19 protein-coding genes, 2 tRNA genes and 1 riboswitch are annotated in these 20,261 nt (G+C 66.0%); of the genes, 7 read left to right on the top strand and 14 right to left on the bottom strand.

Annotated features, from left to right (window positions below):
• Positions 1–44 precede the first annotated feature (44 nt).
• From BMY12_RS04255 to BMY12_RS04245, 3 genes are read right to left on the bottom strand one after another with little or no spacing between them, the layout of a single operon-like run.
• A complete protein-coding gene (locus BMY12_RS04255; protein WP_093282525.1) occupies positions 45–1,220 on the bottom strand; it encodes a class I SAM-dependent rRNA methyltransferase in 1,176 nt (391 codons plus the stop codon).
• A gap of 15 nt (positions 1,221–1,235) precedes the next feature.
• Positions 1,236–2,171 (bottom strand): carbohydrate kinase family protein, encoded by a 936-nt coding sequence (locus BMY12_RS04250; protein WP_093282522.1) that lies wholly within the window; start codon positions 2,169–2,171, stop codon positions 1,236–1,238.
• Between the two features lie 58 nt (positions 2,172–2,229).
• A complete protein-coding gene (locus BMY12_RS04245; protein WP_093282520.1) occupies positions 2,230–2,589 on the bottom strand; it encodes a diacylglycerol kinase in 360 nt (119 codons plus the stop codon).
• Positions 2,590–2,770: 181 nt separating this feature from the next.
• Here BMY12_RS04245 and BMY12_RS04240 point away from each other — a divergent pair, with 181 nt between their 5' ends.
• On the top strand, positions 2,771–2,995 hold the full coding sequence (locus tag BMY12_RS04240; RefSeq protein WP_093282517.1) for a hypothetical protein: 225 nt from the start codon (positions 2,771–2,773) through the stop codon (positions 2,993–2,995).
• 99 nt (positions 2,996–3,094) lie between these two features.
• Here the strand turns inward: BMY12_RS04240 and gcvPB are convergent, their stop codons facing one another.
• From gcvPB to BMY12_RS04200, 8 genes are all read right to left on the bottom strand, one after another.
• Positions 3,095–4,555, bottom strand: a complete 1,461-nt coding sequence (gene gcvPB, locus BMY12_RS04235) for an aminomethyl-transferring glycine dehydrogenase subunit GcvPB (RefSeq protein WP_093282515.1) — start codon at positions 4,553–4,555, stop codon at positions 3,095–3,097.
• A 24-nt stretch (positions 4,556–4,579) separates the two neighbouring features.
• Positions 4,580–5,080 carry a thiol peroxidase gene (tpx, locus tag BMY12_RS04230; protein WP_093282512.1) on the bottom strand — a complete coding sequence of 167 codons (501 nt, stop codon included), beginning with the start codon at positions 5,078–5,080 and terminating at the stop codon, positions 4,580–4,582.
• A 13-nt stretch (positions 5,081–5,093) separates the two neighbouring features.
• On the bottom strand, positions 5,094–6,461 hold the full coding sequence (gene gcvPA, locus BMY12_RS04225; RefSeq protein WP_093282510.1) for an aminomethyl-transferring glycine dehydrogenase subunit GcvPA: 1,368 nt from the start codon (positions 6,459–6,461) through the stop codon (positions 5,094–5,096).
• Positions 6,462–6,553: 92 nt separating this feature from the next.
• Positions 6,554–6,943 carry a glycine cleavage system protein GcvH gene (gene gcvH / locus BMY12_RS04220; RefSeq protein WP_093282507.1) on the bottom strand — a complete coding sequence of 130 codons (390 nt, stop codon included), beginning with the start codon at positions 6,941–6,943 and terminating at the stop codon, positions 6,554–6,556.
• Positions 6,944–6,977: 34 nt separating this feature from the next.
• Positions 6,978–8,063: a glycine cleavage system aminomethyltransferase GcvT gene (gene gcvT / locus BMY12_RS04215; RefSeq protein WP_093282505.1), complete on the bottom strand. Its 1,086-nt coding sequence runs from the start codon at positions 8,061–8,063 to the stop codon at positions 6,978–6,980.
• A 166-nt stretch (positions 8,064–8,229) separates the two neighbouring features.
• Positions 8,230–8,318: riboswitch (glycine riboswitch) on the bottom strand.
• 162 nt (positions 8,319–8,480) lie between these two features.
• Complete coding sequence (locus tag BMY12_RS04210; RefSeq protein WP_093282502.1) at positions 8,481–9,644, bottom strand: UbiH/UbiF/VisC/COQ6 family ubiquinone biosynthesis hydroxylase; 1,164 nt, start codon at positions 9,642–9,644, stop codon at positions 8,481–8,483.
• A gap of 90 nt (positions 9,645–9,734) precedes the next feature.
• Positions 9,735–11,069: an aminopeptidase P N-terminal domain-containing protein gene (locus tag BMY12_RS04205; RefSeq protein WP_093282498.1), complete on the bottom strand. Its 1,335-nt coding sequence runs from the start codon at positions 11,067–11,069 to the stop codon at positions 9,735–9,737.
• Positions 11,070–11,075: 6 nt separating this feature from the next.
• Entirely contained in the window at positions 11,076–11,639 is a 564-nt protein-coding gene (locus BMY12_RS04200) for a UPF0149 family protein (RefSeq protein ID WP_177188832.1), read from the bottom strand.
• A gap of 72 nt (positions 11,640–11,711) precedes the next feature.
• Here BMY12_RS04200 and argA point away from each other — a divergent pair, with 72 nt between their 5' ends.
• Positions 11,712–13,028, top strand: a complete 1,317-nt coding sequence (argA, locus tag BMY12_RS04195; protein WP_093282493.1) for an amino-acid N-acetyltransferase — start codon at positions 11,712–11,714, stop codon at positions 13,026–13,028.
• A gap of 9 nt (positions 13,029–13,037) precedes the next feature.
• On the opposite strand, the gene BMY12_RS04190 is transcribed toward argA, so the two are convergent.
• Positions 13,038–13,847, bottom strand: coding sequence for a dioxygenase family protein (locus BMY12_RS04190; RefSeq protein WP_143068836.1), 810 nt, complete (start codon positions 13,845–13,847; stop codon positions 13,038–13,040).
• Between the two features lie 166 nt (positions 13,848–14,013).
• On the opposite strand from BMY12_RS04190, the gene BMY12_RS04185 reads away from it, so the two are divergent.
• Positions 14,014–15,396, top strand: a complete 1,383-nt coding sequence (locus tag BMY12_RS04185) for an adenosylmethionine--8-amino-7-oxononanoate transaminase (protein ID WP_093282488.1) — start codon at positions 14,014–14,016, stop codon at positions 15,394–15,396.
• 8 nt (positions 15,397–15,404) lie between these two features.
• Here BMY12_RS04185 and BMY12_RS04180 read toward each other — a convergent pair whose 3' ends face one another.
• The gene (locus BMY12_RS04180) at positions 15,405–15,809 is read right to left on the bottom strand and encodes a group I truncated hemoglobin (RefSeq protein ID WP_218140081.1); all 405 of its coding nucleotides are present in this window, start codon (positions 15,807–15,809) and stop codon (positions 15,405–15,407) included.
• Between the two features lie 300 nt (positions 15,810–16,109).
• On the opposite strand from BMY12_RS04180, the gene BMY12_RS04175 reads away from it, so the two are divergent.
• A complete protein-coding gene (locus BMY12_RS04175; protein WP_093282486.1) occupies positions 16,110–18,638 on the top strand; it encodes a glycogen/starch/alpha-glucan phosphorylase in 2,529 nt (842 codons plus the stop codon).
• Positions 18,639–18,695: 57 nt separating this feature from the next.
• Here BMY12_RS04175 and BMY12_RS04170 read toward each other — a convergent pair whose 3' ends face one another.
• On the bottom strand, positions 18,696–19,400 hold the full coding sequence (locus BMY12_RS04170; RefSeq protein WP_245732368.1) for an SDR family NAD(P)-dependent oxidoreductase: 705 nt from the start codon (positions 19,398–19,400) through the stop codon (positions 18,696–18,698).
• Positions 19,401–19,601: 201 nt separating this feature from the next.
• Between BMY12_RS04170 and csrA the strand changes: the two genes are divergently transcribed.
• The 3 genes from csrA to BMY12_RS04155 all read left to right on the top strand — a co-directional run bounded on the left by csrA (position 19,602) and on the right by BMY12_RS04155 (position 20,158).
• Positions 19,602–19,796 (top strand): carbon storage regulator CsrA, encoded by a 195-nt coding sequence (gene csrA, locus BMY12_RS04165; RefSeq protein ID WP_093282480.1) that lies wholly within the window; start codon positions 19,602–19,604, stop codon positions 19,794–19,796.
• A gap of 164 nt (positions 19,797–19,960) precedes the next feature.
• Positions 19,961–20,052 (top strand) — tRNA-Ser (locus BMY12_RS04160).
• Positions 20,053–20,081: 29 nt separating this feature from the next.
• A tRNA-Arg gene (locus BMY12_RS04155) sits at positions 20,082–20,158 on the top strand.
• Positions 20,159–20,261 lie beyond the last annotated feature (103 nt).

The following is a 20,261-nucleotide window of genomic DNA, read 5'->3' as shown; positions in this document are numbered from 1 at the left end:
AGGGTCTGGGTCGGTATCGCGGTATGGTGGCCGATGCGTTCGGCTCAGGTCTGCGAGACGGCGCAGTAGAAGGCTTTCAGATAGCGCGTTTCGGGAATCGCCGGATGCACGGGATGATCCGCGCCCTGCGCGCCCTGCTCCAGCAGACGCAGGCGACGCTTGGCGCGACGCGATTCGCGCAGCAGGATGCGCTGCAAGTCCTCAGCCGGCAGATGGTGCGAGCAGGAGCAGGCCACCAGCAGGCCTTCCGCAGGCAGGAGCTGCAGCGCGGCACGGTTGAGCGCGGCGTAGTGCTCCAGGCCCGCTTCGTAGTCCTTGCGGCGCTTGATCAGTGCCGGCGGATCGACAATCACGATGTCGAACTGCCGTCCCGCCTCGCGCAGTGCCTTCAGGCCATCGAGTGCTTCGTCGCGGATCGTCTCCAGACTCAGGCCATTGCGCTGCGCGGCGGCCTGCGCGGCATCCAGCGCGGTCTGCGAGGAATCCAGGCAGGTGGCCGAGGCCGCACCATCGCGCAGTGCGCGCAAGGCCCAGGCGCCGACGTAGCTGAACACGTCGAGCACGCGGGCACCCGAGGCATAGCGGGCCAGGCGCGAGCGGTTGTCGCGCTGATCGAAGAAGAAACCGGTCTTTTGTCCGCGCAGCAGATCGAGCGGATAGCGCAGACCTTCTTCCTGCACTTCGACGACATCCGGCAGGCTGCCGATCACTTCCGGTTCCAGCGACAGGCCTTCCTGCTCGCGCGCGGCATTGTCATTGCGCAGCACGATGGCGCGCGGTGACAGCAGCGCCTGCAGCGCGGCCAGCAGCGGGGCTTTGAGCGCTTCCATGCCGGCCGTGGTCAGCTGCACCACCAGCACCTCGCCGTAACGGTCGATCACCAGGCCCGGCAGGCCATCGGCCTCGCCATAGACCAGCCGGTAATGCGGCTCGCCGTAGAGCTTCTCGCGCCAGTACAGCGCGGCCTGCAGGCGACGCTGGAACCAGTCCTGATCGATGCTCGCTTCGATATTGCCGCTCAGGATGCGCACCGCCAGCAGGCTGTGCGGATTCACATATCCCAGGCCCAGGGGCTGGCCGCGGCTGTCGAACACGCGGCACAGGCTGCCGGCGGGCAGCTTGCGAAACTCCGGGCCCGCGTCGATCTCGTTGGAATAAACCCAGAGATGACCGGCGCGCAAGCGGCGCTCTTCACGCGGCTTGAGCTTCAAGTCGAGCATGATGGTCGGGCTCTTTCAGAACGAGCTGCGGAAGTTTTCGCGATAACGCTCGCGGAAGGCTTCCAGGCTGAAACGGTGGTTCTGCGTGCCCGGGCGCTCGATGCACATCGCGCCCATCAGCGCGGCGATGCGGCCGGTGGTTTCCCAGTCCATGCCGCGCAGCAGGCCGTAGATCAGGCCGCCGCGATAGGCATCGCCGCAGCCGGTGGGATCGGTGAGCGAATCGGCCTTGGCGCAGGGGATGTCGATGACGCGCGCGCCCTGCTCGACGAAGATCTGCGAACCCTTGCCGCCGCGCGTGACGATCAGCGCCTGCACCCGCTCGGCGATCTGCTTGAGGCTCCAGCCGGTCCGGTTGACCAGGATCTCCGCCTCGTAATCATTCACCGCCACGTAGCTGGCCTTGTCGATGAAGTCGCGGAACTCCTCGCCGTTGAACAGCGGAATGCCCTGGCCCGGATCGAAGATGAAGGGAATGTTGGCTTCGGCAAACTGCTGCGCGTGCAGCAACATGGCCTCGCGCGATTCCGCCGACACCGAGCCCAGCTTGATGCCGGTCTTCGGCACATCCTGGGTATCGGCCTTGGCCATCGCACCGGGGTGGAAGGCGGTGATCTGGTTGTCGTCCATATCGGTGGTGATATAGGCCTGCGCGGTGTAGTGGTCCTCGATCACCTTGAGGTACTGGCGCGACACCGAGTTCTGGTCCAGCCACTTCGCATAAGCGCCGAAGTCATGACCCACGGTGCCCATGGGCATCGCGCGCTCGCCCAGCAGCGCGAGGTTGTAGGCGATGTTGCCGGCAGTGCCGCCGAAGTCGCGGCGCAGCTGGGGCACCAGGAAGGACACATTCAGGATGTGAACCTTGTCGGGAAGAATCGCGTTCTTGAACTGTCCCGAGTACACCATGATGGTGTCGTAGGCCATGGAACCACAGATCAAAGCTGACATACCCACTCCGAAATGAGCGCCTGCGGCGCCACACGAAAACCAAACCGCCGCGGCCTTATCAGCCCAGCAGCACGAATCCCCAGACCACCAGCACCTGCACCAGGGACAGATGCACCGCCGCCGAGCCCAGATCCTTGGCCCGCCCGGACAGCTCATTCCAGTCCTTGCCGATGCGATCCACCACCACTTCCACCGCCGTATTCAGCAGTTCGGTGATCAGCACCACGAACAGGCTCAGCAACAACAGCGCCCGTTCCAGGCCGCTATGGCCCAGCCATAGCGCCGCCGGCACCAGCAGCAGGCACAGCACCGCCTCGATACGGAAGGCCTCCTCGGACCGCAGCGCCCAACCCAGCCCCCAGTATGAGACTTTCGTCGCACGCATCAGGCGCGCCCAACCCTTGATGCCATCAGCCATAAACCTTTGTTCCTGTTCGCGAAAACCAGCCAGATATAGTGGCACAGTTTAGCTTTTCTAATTTGACTAATTAGTTAAAATCACTTGTTGCAACGCAGCAAAATGCCCTTAAATACGCTCCAGCGGTTCCCCTTTCACGCATCCGCGTGAGCCGCGGCAAGAGGTAAGAAGGAGTAGGAAGATGGAAAACACGCTGCCGATGCTGACCTTCGTCGTGTTGACCACCGGTCTGTGCATTATCGCCCTGACGGGTCTGATTTTCAGCGATTGGGTTGAAGAGCGCCGCGCGCAGTTTGCCTTCAAGGCAGCCTCCGCCACCCGGGCCGCCACCCTCGCGATGGAAGCCCCCCAGCGCCGCGCCACGCCGGCGCAGGAGCTGATCCAGGCGCTGAAAAAGGCCGCCTGAAGTCGGGCAGACTCGCAGCCGGGCTCAGCCCAGGCTGCGACGCCGGAATCAGAAAAGCCCGCTTCCTTCCGGAAGCGGGCTTTTGTTTTGCCCGGCGCTTCAGGCCGCCGGCTGATAGCGCAGGTCCAGATGCCGCGCCGCACGCACATCGTCCAGGCGCCGCACCGGCATGGTGTAGGGCGCGCCCTTGAGCTTGCTCACGTCCTGCTTGGCCTCGTCCCAGATCGCCACCAGCGCCGCCACGAAGCTGTCCAGGGTCTGCCGGTCTTCGGTCTCGGTGGGCTCGATCAGCAGGCACTCGGGCACCAGCAGCGGGAAGTAGATGGTGGGCGCGTGAAAGCCGTAGTCGAGCAGGCGCTTGGCCACGTCGGTGGCCGTCATGTCCAGTTCCTGTTTCTGCTTCTTGAGGGTGACGATGAACTCATGCGAGGCCCGTCGCGCCGGGAAGGCCAGCTCGAAGCCCGCCTCCTTGAGCCTTGCCGCCAGGTAATTGGCATTGAGCGTGGCGAACTCGGCCACCCGCAGCAGCCCCTCGCGGCCCAGCATGCGGGCGTAGACATAGGCACGCAGCAGCACGCCGGCATTGCCCATCCAGGCCGAGAGCCGGCCGATGCTCTGCGGCAGGTCCTTTTCATCCAGCCAGCGGTAGCGCTCGCCCTGCCGGCCCACCACCGGAATCGGCATGAACGGTAGCAGGCGCTCGGAGACGCCCACGGCGCCGGCACCCGGACCGCCGCCACCGTGCGGCGTGGAGAAGGTCTTGTGCAGGTTCATGTGGATGACGTCGAAGCCCATGTCGCCCGGCCGCACCTTGCCGAGAATCGCGTTGAGATTGGCGCCGTCGTAATACAGCAGGCCGCCCGCCTCATGCACGATGCCGGCGATCTCGTGGATGCGCCGCTCGAACACGCCGAAGGTCGAGGGATTGGTGAGCATGATGCCGGCGGTCTGCGGACCGACGGCGGCGCGCAGGGCTTCCACATCGACATCGCCATTGGCATCGGTGGGAATCTCGCGCACCGTGCAGCCGAGCATCGCTGCGGTCGCCGGATTGGTGCCATGCGCCGCATCCGGCACCAGGATTTCCGTGCGCGCGGCATCGCCACGCGCACGGTGATAGGCACGGATCATCGCCACACCGGCGAACTCGCCCTGCGCGCCGGCCATGGGCGTGAGCGAGACGCCGGCCATGCCGGTCACTTCCTTGAGAATCTCCTGCAGATCGAACATGCAGGCCAGAAAACCCTGCGAGTGCGACTCCGGCGCCAGCGGATGGCGGCCGAGAAACTCGGGCAGCATCGCCAGCGTGTTGCAGGCCCGCGGGTTGTACTTCATGGTGCAGGAACCCAGGGGATAGAAGTGCGTGTCGATCGAGAAGTTGCGCTGCGACAGGCGCGTGAAGTGGCGCACCGCCTGCAGCTCCGAGACTTCCGGCAGACGCGGCACATCGCGCCGGCGCAGCGCCTCGGGGATGCCGCCGTGATCCACACCGGCGCCAGGGTTCTGCGCCACCGCGCAGCGACCGGGCTGCGAGACTTCAAAGATCAATGCTTCCGTCATGGTTTCCCGCTCAGCTCAAAAGGTTTAGGCCAGCGCCTTGAGCGCCGCTTCGTAATCCGGCTCGTGCGCGATCTCGCTCACCAGTTCACCGTGCAGCACGCGATCCTGCTCATCCAGCACCAGCACCGCGCGCGCGGTGAGGCCGGCCAGCGGACCGTTCTCGATCAGCACCCCGTAGTCCTGCGCAAAATGCCGGCCGCGCATCAGCGACAGCATCTGCACATTGTTCAGGCCTTCGGCGCCGCAGAAGCGCTTCTGCGCAAACGGCAGATCGGCGGAGATGCACAACACCACGGTGTTGGCCAGCGCGCTGGCGCGCTCGTTGAACTTGCGCACCGAGGTCGCGCAGGTCGGCGTGTCCACCGAAGGGAAGATGTTCAGCACCTTGCGCTTGCCGGCGTAGTCATGCAGGGCCACGTCCTTGAGGCTCACGTCCACCAGACGAAAGCCCGGCACCTCACTGCCCTTCATCGGCAGCTCGCCATTGGTCTGCACCGCATTGCCGCCCAGAGTCACTGTTGCCATTGCATCTGTCTCCTCACGCTTGCTGTTGTAGAACCGCGGTCAGCGCCTGCGCGTAGCGAGCGAGATCGCCTTCCGTCTTGGTTTCCGTGGCGCAGACCAGCAGGGCATTGCCCAGCTCCGGATAGCGCTCGGATAGATCATAGCCACCGAAGATATCGGCCTCGGCCAGTGCCGCGAGCACGCCGGCCACCGGCCGGTTCAGACGCAGCACCACTTCATGAAAGCCCGGTGCGCTGAACACGCGCGTGACGCCCGCAATGGCCGTCAGCTGCTGGGTCAGCTGCGCGGTATTGCGCAGGCAGGACGAGGCCACCTGCGCCAGACCCTGCGCGCCCAGCAGCGACATATGGATGGTCGCCGCGGTCACCAGCAGACCCTGGTTGGTGCAGATGTTGGACTTGGCCTTGGCGCGGCGGATGTGCTGCTCACGCGCCTGCAGCGTCAGCGTGTAGCCGGTCTTGCCTTCGAGATCCACGGTGCGGCCGATGATGCGGCCCGGCATCTCGCGCACATGAGCCATGCGACTGGTGAGAAAGCCGAAGTAAGGTCCGCCCGAGGACAGCGGCGCACCCAGCGGCTGGCCATCACCGCAGACAATGTCCGCGCCCTTGGCGCCCCACTGTCCCGGCGCCTTGAGCAGGGCCAGGGACACCGGATTGACCACCGCCACCAGCAGCGCGTTCTGCGCATGCGCCCAGTCGGTGATCGCGTCCACGTCTTCCAGCACACCGAAGAAATTCGGCTGCTGGATCACCACCGCCGTCGGCGCGCTGCCGCCGTGCGCCTTGAGCGCATCCAGCGCGGTCTGGCCGCTGGCCGGATCGTAGGCCACGGCGATGGGCTGCACGCCCTGCGCCGGCGTGGTGGCGGCCACTACTTCGCGATACAGCGGATTCACCGCCTGCGGCATCAGCACGCGGCCGGAAGCGTTCTGCTTGTTGACGCGCAGCGCCATCAGCAGCGCCTCACCCAGCGCCGAGGCGCCGTCGTACATCGAGGCGTTGGAAACCTCCATGCCGGTGAGGCTGCAGATCATGGTCTGGTATTCGTAGAGCAGCTGCAGCGTGCCCTGGCTGGCTTCGGCCTGATAAGGCGTGTAGGCCGAGTAGAACTCACCGCGCGTGGCAATCTCCCAGACCGCCGCCGGAATGTGATGCTCGTAAGCACCGGCGCCGATGAAGTTCAGCGCGCCACCATCCTGGCGCGCACGCTCGCGCATCAGGCGGCTCACCGCCATCTCCGACAGGCCGGAAGGAATCTTCTCCAGGCTGGCACCGCGCAGCGCTTCGGGAATCTCGTCGAACAGCGCCTCGATGCTCGGCGCACCGATGGCGGCGAGCATCTGCTGCACATCGGCTTCGGTGTGGGGAATGAACGGCACGCTTGCTTACCTCTTCAGCAGGGACGGCAAAAAAGAATCACGCGAAGGCGCAAACACAGAACCCGGCCGCCTTGCAGGTTTTCTGAATCGGCTTACAGCGACTTGAGAAAGTCCTCGTAGCCCGCCGCGTCCAGCAGCGCGTCGAAGTCGGCGGCGTTGGAAGGCTTCATCTTCCACAGCCAGCCTTCGCCGTAAGGATCGCTGTTGAGAACCTCCGGCGCGTCGGCGAGCTTGCCGTTCACCGCCAGCACCTCGCCGGCGATCGGGGCGTAGACATCGCTGGCGGCCTTGACCGATTCCACCACCGAGCAGGCCTCGTCCTTGGCCAGCTTGCGGCCCACCGCCGGCACGTCGACGAATACCAGATCGCCCAGCGAGGCCTGCGCGTAATCGGTGATGCCCACGGTGATGCTGCCGTCGGCTTCGCGCTTCAGCCATTCATGGGTCTTGACGTACTTGAGTCCTGCGGGAACCTGGCTCATGGAATGCTCCGATATGCCGTGAAAGTGGTGGGAATCAAATCAGTGCGCGGCCATGGCGCACAAACGGTGGCTTGACGATGCGCACCGCCTGCCATTGTCCGCGAATCTCGACTTCGCAAGCGCCCTCGGCCTGCGCCTCGATGCGCGCCAGCGCGATAGACTGCTTGAGCGTGGGCGCAAAGCCGCCGCTGGTGGTTTCACCCTTGGCGCCGTTGGCGAAGCGCAGCGGCATGTGCGCGCGCATGATGCCGCGGCCTTCCAGCACCAGGCCCACGAACTGATGCGCGCTGTGACCGCGCAGTTTCTCCAGCGCCGCGCGGCCGATGAAGTCGCGATCCTGCGGCTGCCAGGCGATGGTCCAGCCCAGGCCCGATTCCAGCGGATGCCGGCTTTCGTCCATGTCCTGACCGTAGAGATTCATGCCGGCTTCCAGGCGCAGGGTGTCGCGCGCGCCCAGGCCACAGGGTTTGACGCCGGCCGCCAGCAGCTGCGACCACAGCGCCAGCAGCTGTGCGTGCGGCAGGATCAGCTCGAAGCCGTCCTCGCCGGTGTAACCGGTGCGGGCGACGAAGCACTCGCCGTCCCAGGCCGCCTGGAAATTCACCAGCGCCTCGGCGCGCGCGCGCAAGGCCTGCGGCAGCAAGGGCAGTACGCGCGCCCGCGCCTGCGGGCCCTGCACGGCGAGAATGCCCAGATCGCTGCGCTGCGTAACGCTCACTGCAAAAGCCGGCGCCTGCGCGCGAATCCAGGCCAGATCCTTGTCAGTGGTGCCGGCGTTCACCACCAGGCGGAAGTGCGTATCGTCCAGGTAGTAGGCGATCAGATCGTCGATCACGCCGGCGTCTTCGCGCAGCAGGCAGGAATACAGGGCCTTGCCCGGCAGCGTGAGCTTGGCCACGTCATTGGCCAGCAGATGACGCAGGAATTCGCGCACGCGCGCGCCGGAAAGGTCCAGGGCCGCCATGTGCGCGACATCGAACATGCCGGCATCAGCGCGCACCGCATGGTGCTCATCGAGCTGCGAGGCGTACTGGATGGGCATGTCCCAGCCGGCGAAATCCACCAGCTTGGCGTTGAGGCGCTGGTGTTCAGCGTGCAGGGCGGTGTGCTTGAGAGTCACGAAGCGCTCCAGGTTCGAGAAGTGGGTCTGGCCATGGCCGGCCGGGTGCCCGGGCTTTGGCAAAGCGAAGGCTTTGCCAGGTTCCAGGCCCACTCCTCTGTCCTTTTACCTGAGCGTTAGAGCGCCTTCGGTGGCCGCGCCAGGCGGCTCTCTCCAGAGTGTTTACTTCGGCAGCGCGCTTCTTTTGCTTGAGCGATTCGGAGCGGATTTGCGCCTTCAGCGCCTCAGTGAAGAGGTCTCTCGCGCGCTGCATGGCGATACTCTAACCCGAGAGGCGGCGGGCTTGCCATCGGAAAATTTTCGGCCCGCGCTTTCGAAAAAGACCGGGACTGCGGCGGCGCGAAGCGCGGGCTTTGGCGCCCGCGCGCGCGCCTGTCCACGTCCCTGGCGAGAGCGAAACAAAGACCATGACCTGCCTCAGCGCAGGCCCACCGCGCGGCGCACCAGTTCGCGGCGCAAGGGCGCGGCGGCCTTGACCAGGCCCAGGCCCACTTCACGCAGCGAGGCCAGACCCGGCAGCGGCAATTGATAGGCGCGGTACAGGCCGTCGGTGACCGCGATCATGTCCAGCACATCGGCGCGACGCGCACGCTCGTAGCGCTTGAGCAGGCGCTCGGCGCCGAAGTCGCGGCCGGCGTCGCGCGCCTCGGCCAGCAGACCGATCAGGGCCTCGACATCGCCAAAGCCCAGGTTCACGCCCTGCCCTGCCAGCGGATGCACCAGGTGCGCGGCATCCCCCACCAGCACCGCACGTTCGGCGACGTAGCGTTCGGCGTGCTGCAGGGCCAGCGGGAAGCGCACGCGCCGCGTGCAGGTCTGGATGCGCCCCAGCACCTGCTGGCTGGCCTCACCCAGCACGCGCCGGAAATCTTCCTCGTCCAGCGCCAGCAGGGCCTCGGCTTCGCTGGAGGACCAGACGATGGAACTGCGGCCATCGGCCAGCGGCAGGAACGCCAGAGGCCCGGTGGGCATAAAGCGCTGATAGGCCACGCCCTGATGCGGCTGTTCGGTCTGCACATGGCAGACCACCGCCATCTGCGCATAGACGCCGCTGAGCATCTCGATACCCAGCTGCGCCCGCAGCGCCGAGTCGCGGCCCTCGGCCACCACCAGCAGCCGCGCGTACAGTTCTTCGCCGTCGGACAGCTGCAGGCGCACCACGCCGCCTTCGCTCTGCGCCGACTGCACGGCCAGGGCATTGCGCAGTACGCCGGCCGGCAGCGCGTGCCAGAGCACACGCTGCAACAGCGAGTTTTCGACGATGTGCCCGAGCGCGGGCGCCGGCAGCTCGGCAGCGGAAAAGCTCAGCGCCGAGGCACGTTCGCGCTCCCAGACCTGCATCTGCGTGTAGGCACTGGCGCGCTGGGCCAGCACCTGCGGCCAGACGCCGAGCCGCTCCAGAAACGCGGCGGCCGAAGGCGCGATGGCATAGACGCGCAGATCGTAGTCGTCGTCATGGCCGGGCAGAAACGGCGCGCGCTCGATCAGCTCGACATCGAAGCCGCGCTGGCTCAGGCCCAGGGCCAGGGCGGTGCCGACCAGGCCGGCGCCCACCACGGCTACGTCGATGCAGTTCTCCATTCGGGTTTTGCTTTCTCTTGCTTATGCCTTGCCGTCCGTGACGAGAGCTTGCGTGAGCCGAGCCGCACTGCCCCGCCATTCCTGGCCGGACTACTGCCGGCTCGCCGCCATCAGCTTTTCGATCTCGCGCACGTCCTTGGGCACACCGCCGGTGAGCACGCGCGGGCCCTGCGGGGTGACCACCACATCATCCTCGATGCGGATGCCGATGCCCCAGTATTTTTCCGGCACGTTCTTGCTGCCCGGCGCGATGTACAGCCCCGGCTCCACGGTCATCACCATGCCGTCCTCGAAGCGCCGGTACTGGTCTTCGAGCTTGTAGCGGCCCACGTCATGCACATCCATGCCCAGCCAGTGACCGGTGCCGTGCATGAAGAACTGCCGGTGCATGCCGGCCTTGACCAGGTCCGCCGGCTTGCCCTTGAGCAGGCCCAGCTCGACCATGCCCTCGGTCAGCACGCGCGTGGCGACCTCGTGCGGCTTGCCCACCGACTCGCCGATCTTGAGCGTCTTGATCGCCGCCTTGTTGGCGGCCAGCACCACCTCGTACACGGCCTGCTGCGCGGCGCTGAACCTGCCGCTGGCCGGATAGCTGCGCGTGATGTCGGCGGTATAGCCTTCCAGCTCGCCGCCGGCATCGATCAGCACCAGATCACCGGCCTTCAGCGCGCTGCGGTTTTCCACGTAGTGGAGGATGCAGGCGTTCTCGCCGGTGCCGACGATGCTGCCGTAACCCGGCTGCATATCGTGGCGCGCGAAGTGGTATTCGATCTCCGCCGCCAGCTGCCATTCGTAGACGCCGGGCGCGGATTTGCGCATGGCGATGCAATGCGCCTCGGCGCTGATCTCGCAGGCGCGCGCCAGGGTTTTCAGCTCGGCGGCGCTCTTGTGCAGACGCATCTCGTGCAGGCTGGATTCCAGGGCCACGAATTCCTCGGGCGCCGCCGCGCCGCGCCGCGAAATCTCGCGGATGTGGCGCACGCAGGCGGTGATCTTGGCGTCCCAGCCGCCGTGCTCGCCCAGGGTGTAGTGCACGCGCTCGCGGCCGGCGAGCAGCGCGCCCAGGCGCGTTTCGAACTCGTCGATGTCGTAGGCCTCGTCGGCACCGTAACGCTTGCGCGCGCCTTGCGGGCCGGCGCGACGACCGTCCCAGATCTCGCGCTCGGCATTGCGCGGCCGCACGAACATCACGAACTCGGCCTTGCGTCCGTCCACCCGCCGGCCCGGCGCCAGCACCGCCACCGCCTCGGGCTCGGTGAAGCCGGTGAGGTAGAAGAAGTCGGCATCCTGCCGGAAGCGGTAATGCGTGTCGCGGGCGCGGATCACCTCGCGCGCGGCGGGGATGATCGCCACACCACTTCGGCCGATGCGCCGCATCAGCTCGGCGCGGCGACGCGCGTGTTCCTTCGACAGGGGAGCGTTCATAGGCCCTCAGTGCAGATGCCGCGACTCGGCCGGGTCCAGGGTCGGACGCGGGTGCAGTTCCATGTAAACCAGCTGTGCCCCGACGCGCACGTATTCCACCAGTTCGGCATAGGCGCTTTCCTCGATGTCGGGATCCTCATCGCCGACCGCCGCCTGCGTGAACTCGGTGAAGTCGCGCAGGATCTCGCGCGCCTCTTCGGAAAGCTTGTCGTAAGCCAGGGCCTGCTGGCTGGCCAGACCGTAGAGAAAGCCTTCGCACCAGGACACCAGGGCGCGCACGCGCGGCACCAGCGCCACCTCGTCGTCGGGCAGCAGCGGACTGAACACCATCTCGCTGTCCTGCAGCGCGCCCACCGCCTCGCTGCGCAGGGTCTCCAGCGCAGCGCGGGTTTCGCCGTCGGCCGGCGGCGGGGCATCCCCCGGCTCCAGCAGGCGCAGCAGATCGATGTTTTCGGGCGGCTGCAGGCACAGTGCGCCGCAGAGGCTGCCGTGGAACTCGGCGGCAGCTTCGGCATAGCCGATGCGCGCCAGAACCTCGGCGAGTTGGTCGTAAGCAATGACAGTGGACATGGCGCCATTATAGGGCGGCGCTGCACCACCCCATCCCGGGAGAAACCCCCCAGCCGCGCCTATAATCCGCTCATGAATGCCTCCGACTTCGTCTCCGTGCTGCGTGGCAGCGCCCCCTACGTGCATGCCCACAACGGCAGCGTGTTCGTGGTCGCCTTTGGCGGCGAGGCCGCCGAGCGCCCGGATTTCGAACAGCTGCTCTTCGACATCGCCCTGCTGCACAGCCTGGGCGTGAAGCTGGTGCTGGTGCACGGCGTGCGTCCGCAGATCGATGCGCGCATGAAGGCCCGCAATCTCAGCCCGCGCTACGTGGGCGATCTGCGTGTCACCGACCGCGCCGCCCTGGACTGCGTGAAGGAAGCCGCCGGCAGCCTGCGCATGGACATCGAGGCCAAGCTCTCCACCTCGCTGGCCTCCACTTCCATGGGCGGCGCGCGCATCCGCGTGGCCGGCGGCAACTGGGTGACGGCGCGGCCGGTGGGCGTGCGCCAGGGCGTGGATCATCTCTACACCGGCGAGGTGCGGCGCGTGGACGCCGAGTCCATCCGTCGCGAGCTGGAGCAGGACCGCCTCGCCCTGCTCTCGCCCATCGGCTACTCGCCCACCGGCGAGATCTTCAATCTGCGCGCCGAAGACCTCGCCACCGCCGTGGCCAGCGCCATCGGCGCCGACAAGCTGGTGTTCGTCACGCCCACCGAGCCGGCGCAGTGGCGCCTGGCCGAAGGCACCGGCGATGTCGGCCAGCTCTCGCAGGCGCAGGGCGAACAGCTGCTGGCCGGCGCCACGCTCAGCGCCATCGACCGCACCTATCTGAGCGCGGCGCTGGCGGCGACGCGCGGCGGCGTGACGCGCGTGCATCTGGTGGGCCATCAGGACGGCGCGCTGCTGCGCGAGCTCTACACCCGCGACGGCATGGGCCTGATGCTTTATGCCGACGCCGAGTACGAGGCCACGCGCGATGCCAGCATCGAGGACGTGGGCGGAGTGCTGGCGCTGATCGCGCCCCTGGAACAACAGGGCGTGCTGGTGCCGCGCTCGCGCGAGCAGCTGGAACTGGAGATCGAGCGCTTCAATGTGATCGTGCGCGACGGTCTGGTGATCGCCTGCTGCGCGCTGATTCCGTTTACCGAAGACGCCGCCGGCGAGCTGGCCTGCGTGGCCGTGCATGCCGACTACCGCCGCGCCGGCCGCGCCGCCGCCCTGCTCAAGCGCGTGGAGGCCGAGGCGCGCGCGCAGGGCCTCAAGCGCCTGTTCAGTCTCACCACGCACACGCCGCACTGGTTCATCGAGCACGGCTTTCGCCAGGCCACGCCCGAGGAGCTGCCCGCGCAGCGCCAGAAGCTCTACAACTACCAGCGTGGCTCCCTGGTGCTGATCAAGGATCTGTAGCAACGGCCTTCAGGCCACCACGCCGATGGTGATGCTGGCCGTGTAGCCGCTCGTGGCATTGCCCGACAACGTCAGCAGCTCCTGCTCATAGCCGTCGCTGAACACACTGTCGCGGGCGTTCTTGGTCTCGCTGGTGGCCTGGCTTTCGGCGTAGTCGCCGTCGGCGGCATAGACCGCCTCATTGACGCTATCGGTGAAAGCGAACTGTGTGGTCTTGAGCAGGGTGCTGAAGCTGCTGTCGCTGTAGACCTCGACATGGATGTGCGTGGCGCGGCCGGTGTAGCGGCCCGGGTAGATCGTGGTGAACGTCACCTGGCCGCTGCTGTCGCTGATCTGCACGCCGCGCAGAAAGGTGTCGGCGCTGTGGTTGCCGTTGCCGCTGGTGTTGTACACCGAGTACTCGCCATCGGCATTGCAGTGCCAGATGTAGACGGCGGCATTGCGCAGCGCCGCGCAGCTGGCGCTGAGATTCTCCAGGGTGATGGTGAGGCTCAGCGGCAGACCGGCCTGCACGCTGCCGCCGCCGATGTTGCCGCGGATATCGCGGCGGACCACATTGGCATTGGCCAGGACATTGGTGACGCCGGACTGCGAACCATCGGCCGGGTACGGGCCGCCGGTTTCCTCCGGCACCTCGCTGCAGCTGGCGCTGGAGCCGCTGCTCGAATCCGTACTGCTGGTACTGCCGCTCGTGCTGCTGTCCGTGGAATCCGAACCGCCGCTGCAGGCCGCCATCAGCAGCGCATACAAGCTGCCGCCCATCAGCCCCAGGGCCGAACGGCGATCCAGCAGCGCATCGGGTTTGGGTGCTGAGTTCATGAGCTTGGCCTGCAGGTCCGAAAGGGTGAGCACCGCCACTTTAGGAGCGCCGCGAGCCGGCGCGGGCTGGCCGTTACAATTGCGAACAACTTGTTATGAAAACCCTGCAGTCCTGTCTACGGCATACGATGGATGGCCGCGACCAGGCGACCGGATCACTTGAACCATGAGCAACGAAGACTATAGGCAGCGCTCGCTGGCGCACGTCTGGCATCCCTGCACCCAGATGCAGGACCACGAATGGCTGCCGCTGATTCCGGTGAAGTCGGCCGAGGGCGTGTGGCTGGAGGACTTCGAGAACAAGCGCTACCTGGATGCGATCAGTTCCTGGTGGACCAATATCTTCGGCCACCGTCATCCCTACATCGTCAACGCGCTGAAGGCCCAGCTCGACGAGCTGGACCACGTGCTGCTGGCGGGCTTCACGCATGCGCCGGCGGTGGAGCTGGCCGAGCGTCTGCTCAGGCTCGCACCGCCGGGATTGTCGCGCTGCTTCTACGCCGACAACGGCTCGGCGGCGGTGGAGGTGGCGCTGAAGATGAGCTTTCACTACTGGCGCAATCAGGGTCAGACGCAGAAGACCCGCTTCATCGCCCTGGAGAACAGCTATCACGGCGAGACCCTCGGCGCCCTGGCCATGGGCGGCCCCAGCATGTACCGCGACACCTACGCGCCGCTGCTGCTGCAGCCCATCCACGTACCCTCGCCGGACTGCTATGTGCGCGGCGCCGGCGAGTCCTGGGAAGACTACACGCGCCGCCAGTTCTGGCACCTGGATCAGGCCCTGCAGCGCCATGCGCACGAGACCTGCGCGGTGATCATCGAGCCCCTGGTGCAATGCGCCGGCGGCATGCGCATGTATCACCCGCTCTATCTCACCCTGCTGCGCGAGGCCTGCGATCGCTACGGCGTGCATCTGATCGCCGACGAGATCGCGGTGGGCTTCGGCCGCACCGGGCGCCTGTTCGCCTGCGACTGGGCGCCGCCGCCGAGCCATGATCGCGATGCACAGCCCGGCATCACGCCCGACTTCATGTGCCTGTCCAAAGGCATCACCGGCGGCACCCTGCCGCTGGCGGTGACGCTGACGCGCGAGCACATCTACGAAGCCTTCTATGCCGAGCACAAGGCACAGAAAGCCTTCCTGCACTCGCATTCCTACACCGGCAACCCGCTCGCCTGCCGCGCCGCGCTGGCGACCCTGGACCTGTTCGAGGAGACCCGCGTGCTGGCCACCAATCGCGTGCTCACGCAGCTGATGTGGTCACGCACCGAAGAACTGCGTCAGCATCCGAAGGTGGCCGAGGTGCGTCAGCAGGGCATGATCCTGGCCATCGAGATGGCGAAGAACGCACGCAGCCGCGAGCCCTACCCGGCCGCCGAGCGCCGCGGCCTGCGCGTCTATCAATACGCGCTGGAACAGGGCGTGCTGCTGCGGCCGCTGGGCAATGTCATCTACTTCATGCCGCCCTATGTGATCACGCCCAAGGAAGTGGAGCGCATGTGCCAGGTGGCCACCGAGGGCATCCGCCTGGCGACGCGGGACTGAGGCGGCGTTCAGTCGCCGAAGTCGGCGCCCACGCCGATCACATCCTCGGCGTAGAGATTGATGCGGGCGATGATTTCGTAGCGGTCCTGCTCGCTCAGGGAAAAGCCGGCCAGGGTTTCGAACAGGTGATCGACGAAGCGCTGGAAGTGCTTGCGCTCGATGGGCAGGCGCTGGTGCGCATGGGCGATCACCCGGCCCTTGTAGAGCTCCGGCCCGCCCAGGGCGGCGCTGAAGAATTCGCACTGCATCTTGCGCAGGCGGTCCATGGGCACCCCGGTGAAGAAATCCTTCAGCTCCGGGTCGGCGAGCACGCGCTGGTAGAACTGCTCGACCATGGCCGCAATCGCCGGCGCGCCGCCGATGGCCTCGTAGAAATTTTTCCGCTCGGCCTGTTCTGGCATCTGCTGCGACATCCTGGGCTCTCCGAAAGCTCGCGTCTGCACGTGGGGAAGCGGACTCAGCATCGGCGAGCCTCGCGCCGGCAGCCTTGACTGCCATCAATCCGCACCGGTGTGGGCGCAAGCCCCGCGCCTCCAGGCCATGTCCCGATTCCAGGCCCCGCCCGGCCATCCGGGATAAGCCCTTCTTTCTCGGCGCAAAAGCGAATCGGGCCCGGCCCCGTCCCGACGCAGGCGCGGCAGCGCTGAAAATGTGCACGAAAATTGCGCATAGTGGCGGGCACCGAACCGGTGTGTTTGGGAGGAGAAAGCATCTTGGATACCCGCGCCGCCGCAGCCGCCGTCGACCACCGCCCCTTGAGCGAACGCGCCGCGCTGAACAAGGAGGCCCTCAAGCAGTCCTTCCTGGACAACCTGTTCCATACCCAGGGCAAGTTTCCGGCCCTGGCCAGCAAGAGCGATTACTATCTGGCGCTGGCCTACGCGGTGCGCGAACGCCTGCTGCAGCGCTGGATCAGCACCGCCGCCGAGTACATGCAGAAGGGCGCGCGCACCGTTTCGTATCTCTCGGCCGAATTCCTGATGGGCCCGCATCTGGGCAACAACCTGATCAACCTCGGCATCTACGACGAGGCCAAGCAGGCCATGACCGAGCTGGGCCTGAACTTCGACGAGCTGCTGGCGCAGGAAGAGGAACCAGGCCTGGGCAACGGCGGCCTGGGCCGGCTGGCGGCCTGCTTCATCGATTCCATGGCCACCCTGGAAATCCCCTCCCTGGGCTACGGCATCCGTTACGAGTTCGGCATCTTCCACCAGTCCATCGTCGACGGCTGGCAGGTGGAGAAGACCGACAAGTGGCTGCGCTACGGCAATCCCTGGGAGCTGCAGCGCCCGGAATGGGCGGTGCAGGTCAAGCTCGGCGGCTACACCGAACATCGCAGCGAAGAGGACGGCACGCTCACGGTGCGCTGGATTCCCAGCCGTCTGGTCAGCGGCGTGCCCTATGACACGCCGATCCTGGGCTACCGCAACAACACCGCCAACACCCTGCGCCTGTGGAGCGCGCAGGCACCGGAGTCCTTCGACTTCGAAGTCTTCAACCGCGGCGACTACTACGGCGCGGTGATGCAGAAGATGTCCTCGGAGAATCTCTCCAAGGTGCTTTATCCCAATGACGAGCATGAGGGCGGCAAGGAGCTGCGCCTGGAGCAGCAGTACTTCTTCGTGTCCTGTTCACTGCAGGACATGATCCGCATCATGCAGGGCCAGCGCCTGCCGCTGGAGCATTTCCACGAGAAGTTCGCGGTGCAGCTCAATGACACGCATCCGGCCATCGCCGTGGCCGAGCTGATGCGCCTGCTGGTCGATGAGCACAAGATGCCCTGGAACCGCGCCTGGCAGGTCACCTGCAAGACCTTCGCCTATACCAATCACACCCTGATGCCGGAGGCGCTGGAACGCTGGCCACTGCCGCTGTTCAAGAAGGTGCTGCCGCGCCACCTGGAAATCATCTTCGAGATCAACGCGCGCTTTCTCGACGAAGTACGCCGCCGCTATCCGGGCGACTCCGCGCGTGTGGCGCGGCTGTCGCTGATCGACGAAAGCGGTCCGCGCTATGTGCGCATGGCGCATCTGGCCTGCGTGGGCTCGCACGCCATCAATGGCGTGGCCGAGCTGCATACCGAGCTGCTCAAGAGCGATGTGCTGCGCGACTTCTACGAACTCTGGCCCAACAAGTTCAGCAACAAGACCAATGGCGTGACCCCGCGCCGCTGGATGGTGCTGGCCAATCCGCGCCTGACCAGGCTGGTCAGCGATTCCATCGGCGAGGACTGGATCAAGCACCTGGACCAGCTGCAGAAGCTCGAACCGCTGGCCGAGAGTGCGGACTTCCGCAGCCACTGGCGCGAGATCAAGCGCGCCAACAAGCGCGCCCTGGCCGAGGTGATCGCGCGGCGCTGCAATGTCGCGGTGGACCCGGATTCGATGTTCGACGTGCAGGTCAAGCGCATCCACGAATACAAGCGCCAGCATCTGGCGGCGCTGCACATCATTGCGCTCTATCTGCAGCTCAAGGCGCAGCCGAATCTGGAGCTGGCGCCGCGCACCTTCATCTTCGGCGGCAAGGCCGCGCCGGGCTATCGCATGGCCAAGCTGATGATCAAGCTGATCACCGGCATCGGCGATGTGGTCAACCGCGACCCCATGGTGCGCGATCGCCTGAAGGTGGTGTTCCTGCCCAATTTCAGCGTCACCAACGGCCAGCGCATCTACCCGGCCGCCGATCTCTCCGAGCAGATTTCAACGGCCGGCAAGGAAGCCTCGGGCACCGGCAACATGAAGTTCCAGATGAATGGCGCCCTGACCATCGGCACCATGGACGGCGCCAACATCGAGATCCGCGAGGTGGTGGGCGCCGACAACTTCTTCCTGTTCGGTCTCACCACGCCGCAGGTCTACGCGCTGCAGGCGCAGGGCTATCGCCCGCATGACTGGTACGAACAGGACCCGCAGCTGCGCGAGGTCATCGACATGATCCGCGACGGCTATTTCTCGCGTGGCGACGCCTCGCTGTTCCGGCCGCTGGTGGACAGCCTGCTCTGGCACGACCCCTACTTCCTGTTCGCCGACTTCCGCTCGTATGTGGAATGCCAGCAGCGCGTGGGCGAGACCTGGGTGGACACCGAGCGCTGGACGCGCATGTCGATTCTCAACAGCGCGCGCTCCGGCAAGTTCTCCTCCGACCGCAGCATCCGCGACTACACGAAGGACATCTGGCATGCGCCGAGCGTGCCGGTGGAACTGCTCACCGAACACCATGTCCGGGCGGGTCTCATGCAGTAAGGCAAGTACTGCAGGCCGCAAGAGAAAGGGCGCTGCACAACAGCGCCCTTTTTTTCATCAGATGTCGCCACGCTGCGGACGCAGCACGATCTCTTCCACCACGGTGTTGCGCGACAGCTGGTAGATATCGACGAAGGCGCGCGCCACGTCCTCGGTGGGCATCAGCCGCTCCGCCGGCACGCCCGTGCCGTCCCAGGACGGCGACAGCGTCGGCCCCGGATGCACGCAGCAGACGCGGATGCCCTTGTCGAGCAGCTCGGCGCGCAGCACCTTGGACAGGCCGGTGACGCCGTGCTTGGCGGCGGCATACGCGGCATTGCCGGGCAGACCGATCAGGCCGGCGGTGGAAGACATGTTGAAGATATCGCCGCTGCCGCGCGCGATCATCGCCGGCAGGAAAGCATGCGTCACCGCATACAGGCCCACCAGATTGGTCTGCACCACGGCGCTGAACTCCGCCACCGGCATGGTCTCGGCGCTGCCACCGCGCCAGAAGCCGGCATTGTTGACCAGCACATCCGGCGTGCCGAAGCGCTGCTGCACCGCTGCCGCCATGGCCGCCACCTGCTCCGGATCGGCCACATCCGCCACAAAACAGGCGGACTCGCAGCTGGCCGGCAGGCTCGCCCGCACCGCCTGCAAGTGCGTGGCCGATCGCGCCACCAGGGCCAGCCGCGGACGCTGCAGGCGGCGGACAAACTCCAGGGCCAGGGCGGCGCCGATGCCCTGCGAGGCGCCGGTGATCAAAATCAGGGGTTCCACGTTCAAGTCCTTGAGCTCCCGGACGGGTCTGGCGCGGCGCAATACGGCCGCAAGGCAGTAAGACTTTACCCTAGTCACAAACCGCCACGATCCGGCTAGCGGTGCGACAACACCTTGGGTGTATGATGGGCTTGGGCAAAATGCATTGCCCACATCAAGCGTTCACGGGAAGAACGCCAGGCGGGCTGGGGAGGGCAAGCCATGCTGATATTAACGAGGCGAGTAGGAGAGACCGTGATGATCGGCGATGACATCGTCGTCACGGTGCTGGGCATCAAAGGCAACCAGGTGCGGATCGGCGTCAAGGCGCCGCGCAACATCACGGTGCATCGCGAAGAAATTTTCGAGCGCATCAAGCAGTCCGACCACGACGACGAGGTCTCCGCTGCCGCTTGATCCGACGGCTCGGCAGCCGGCGTCTGTCCACATCGCCGGCATGCCAAAGAATTGCGAAGTTTTGCTTTACCTTGCCGAAACTCGCCGTTAGAATTGCGCCCCTCGCAGGCCGGACCGGCAGGCGATGGAGAGTGAGCCGGGCGGTCGCTCGGCCTTGCAGTCCCGGAGTGATGGCCGAGTGGACGAAGGCGCGCCCCTGCTAAGGGCGTATATGGCTAAAACCGTATCGAGGGTTCGAATCCCTCTCACTCCGCCACTTTAGTAATACCGTTTTTCAGTTAGTGCGCGCCCGTAGCTCAGCTGGATAGAGCACCAGGCTACGAACTTGGGGGTCGGAGGTTCGAATCCTTCCGGGCGCGCCATTTGATATAGAACGAAGCCTCGCTAAACGCGGGGCTTTTTTCGTTGGCGCAAAGGCTGGAGGGAAGGATTCGAAGCTCCGACAAGTCAACATGGTTCGGCGAG

It is taken from the genome of Solimonas aquatica, assembly GCF_900111015.1.
Taxonomy (GTDB): Bacteria; Pseudomonadota; Gammaproteobacteria; order Nevskiales; family Nevskiaceae; genus Solimonas; species Solimonas aquatica.
Note: the sequence above shows the minus strand (reverse complement) of the source record. Positions and strands in the feature narration are given on the sequence as shown.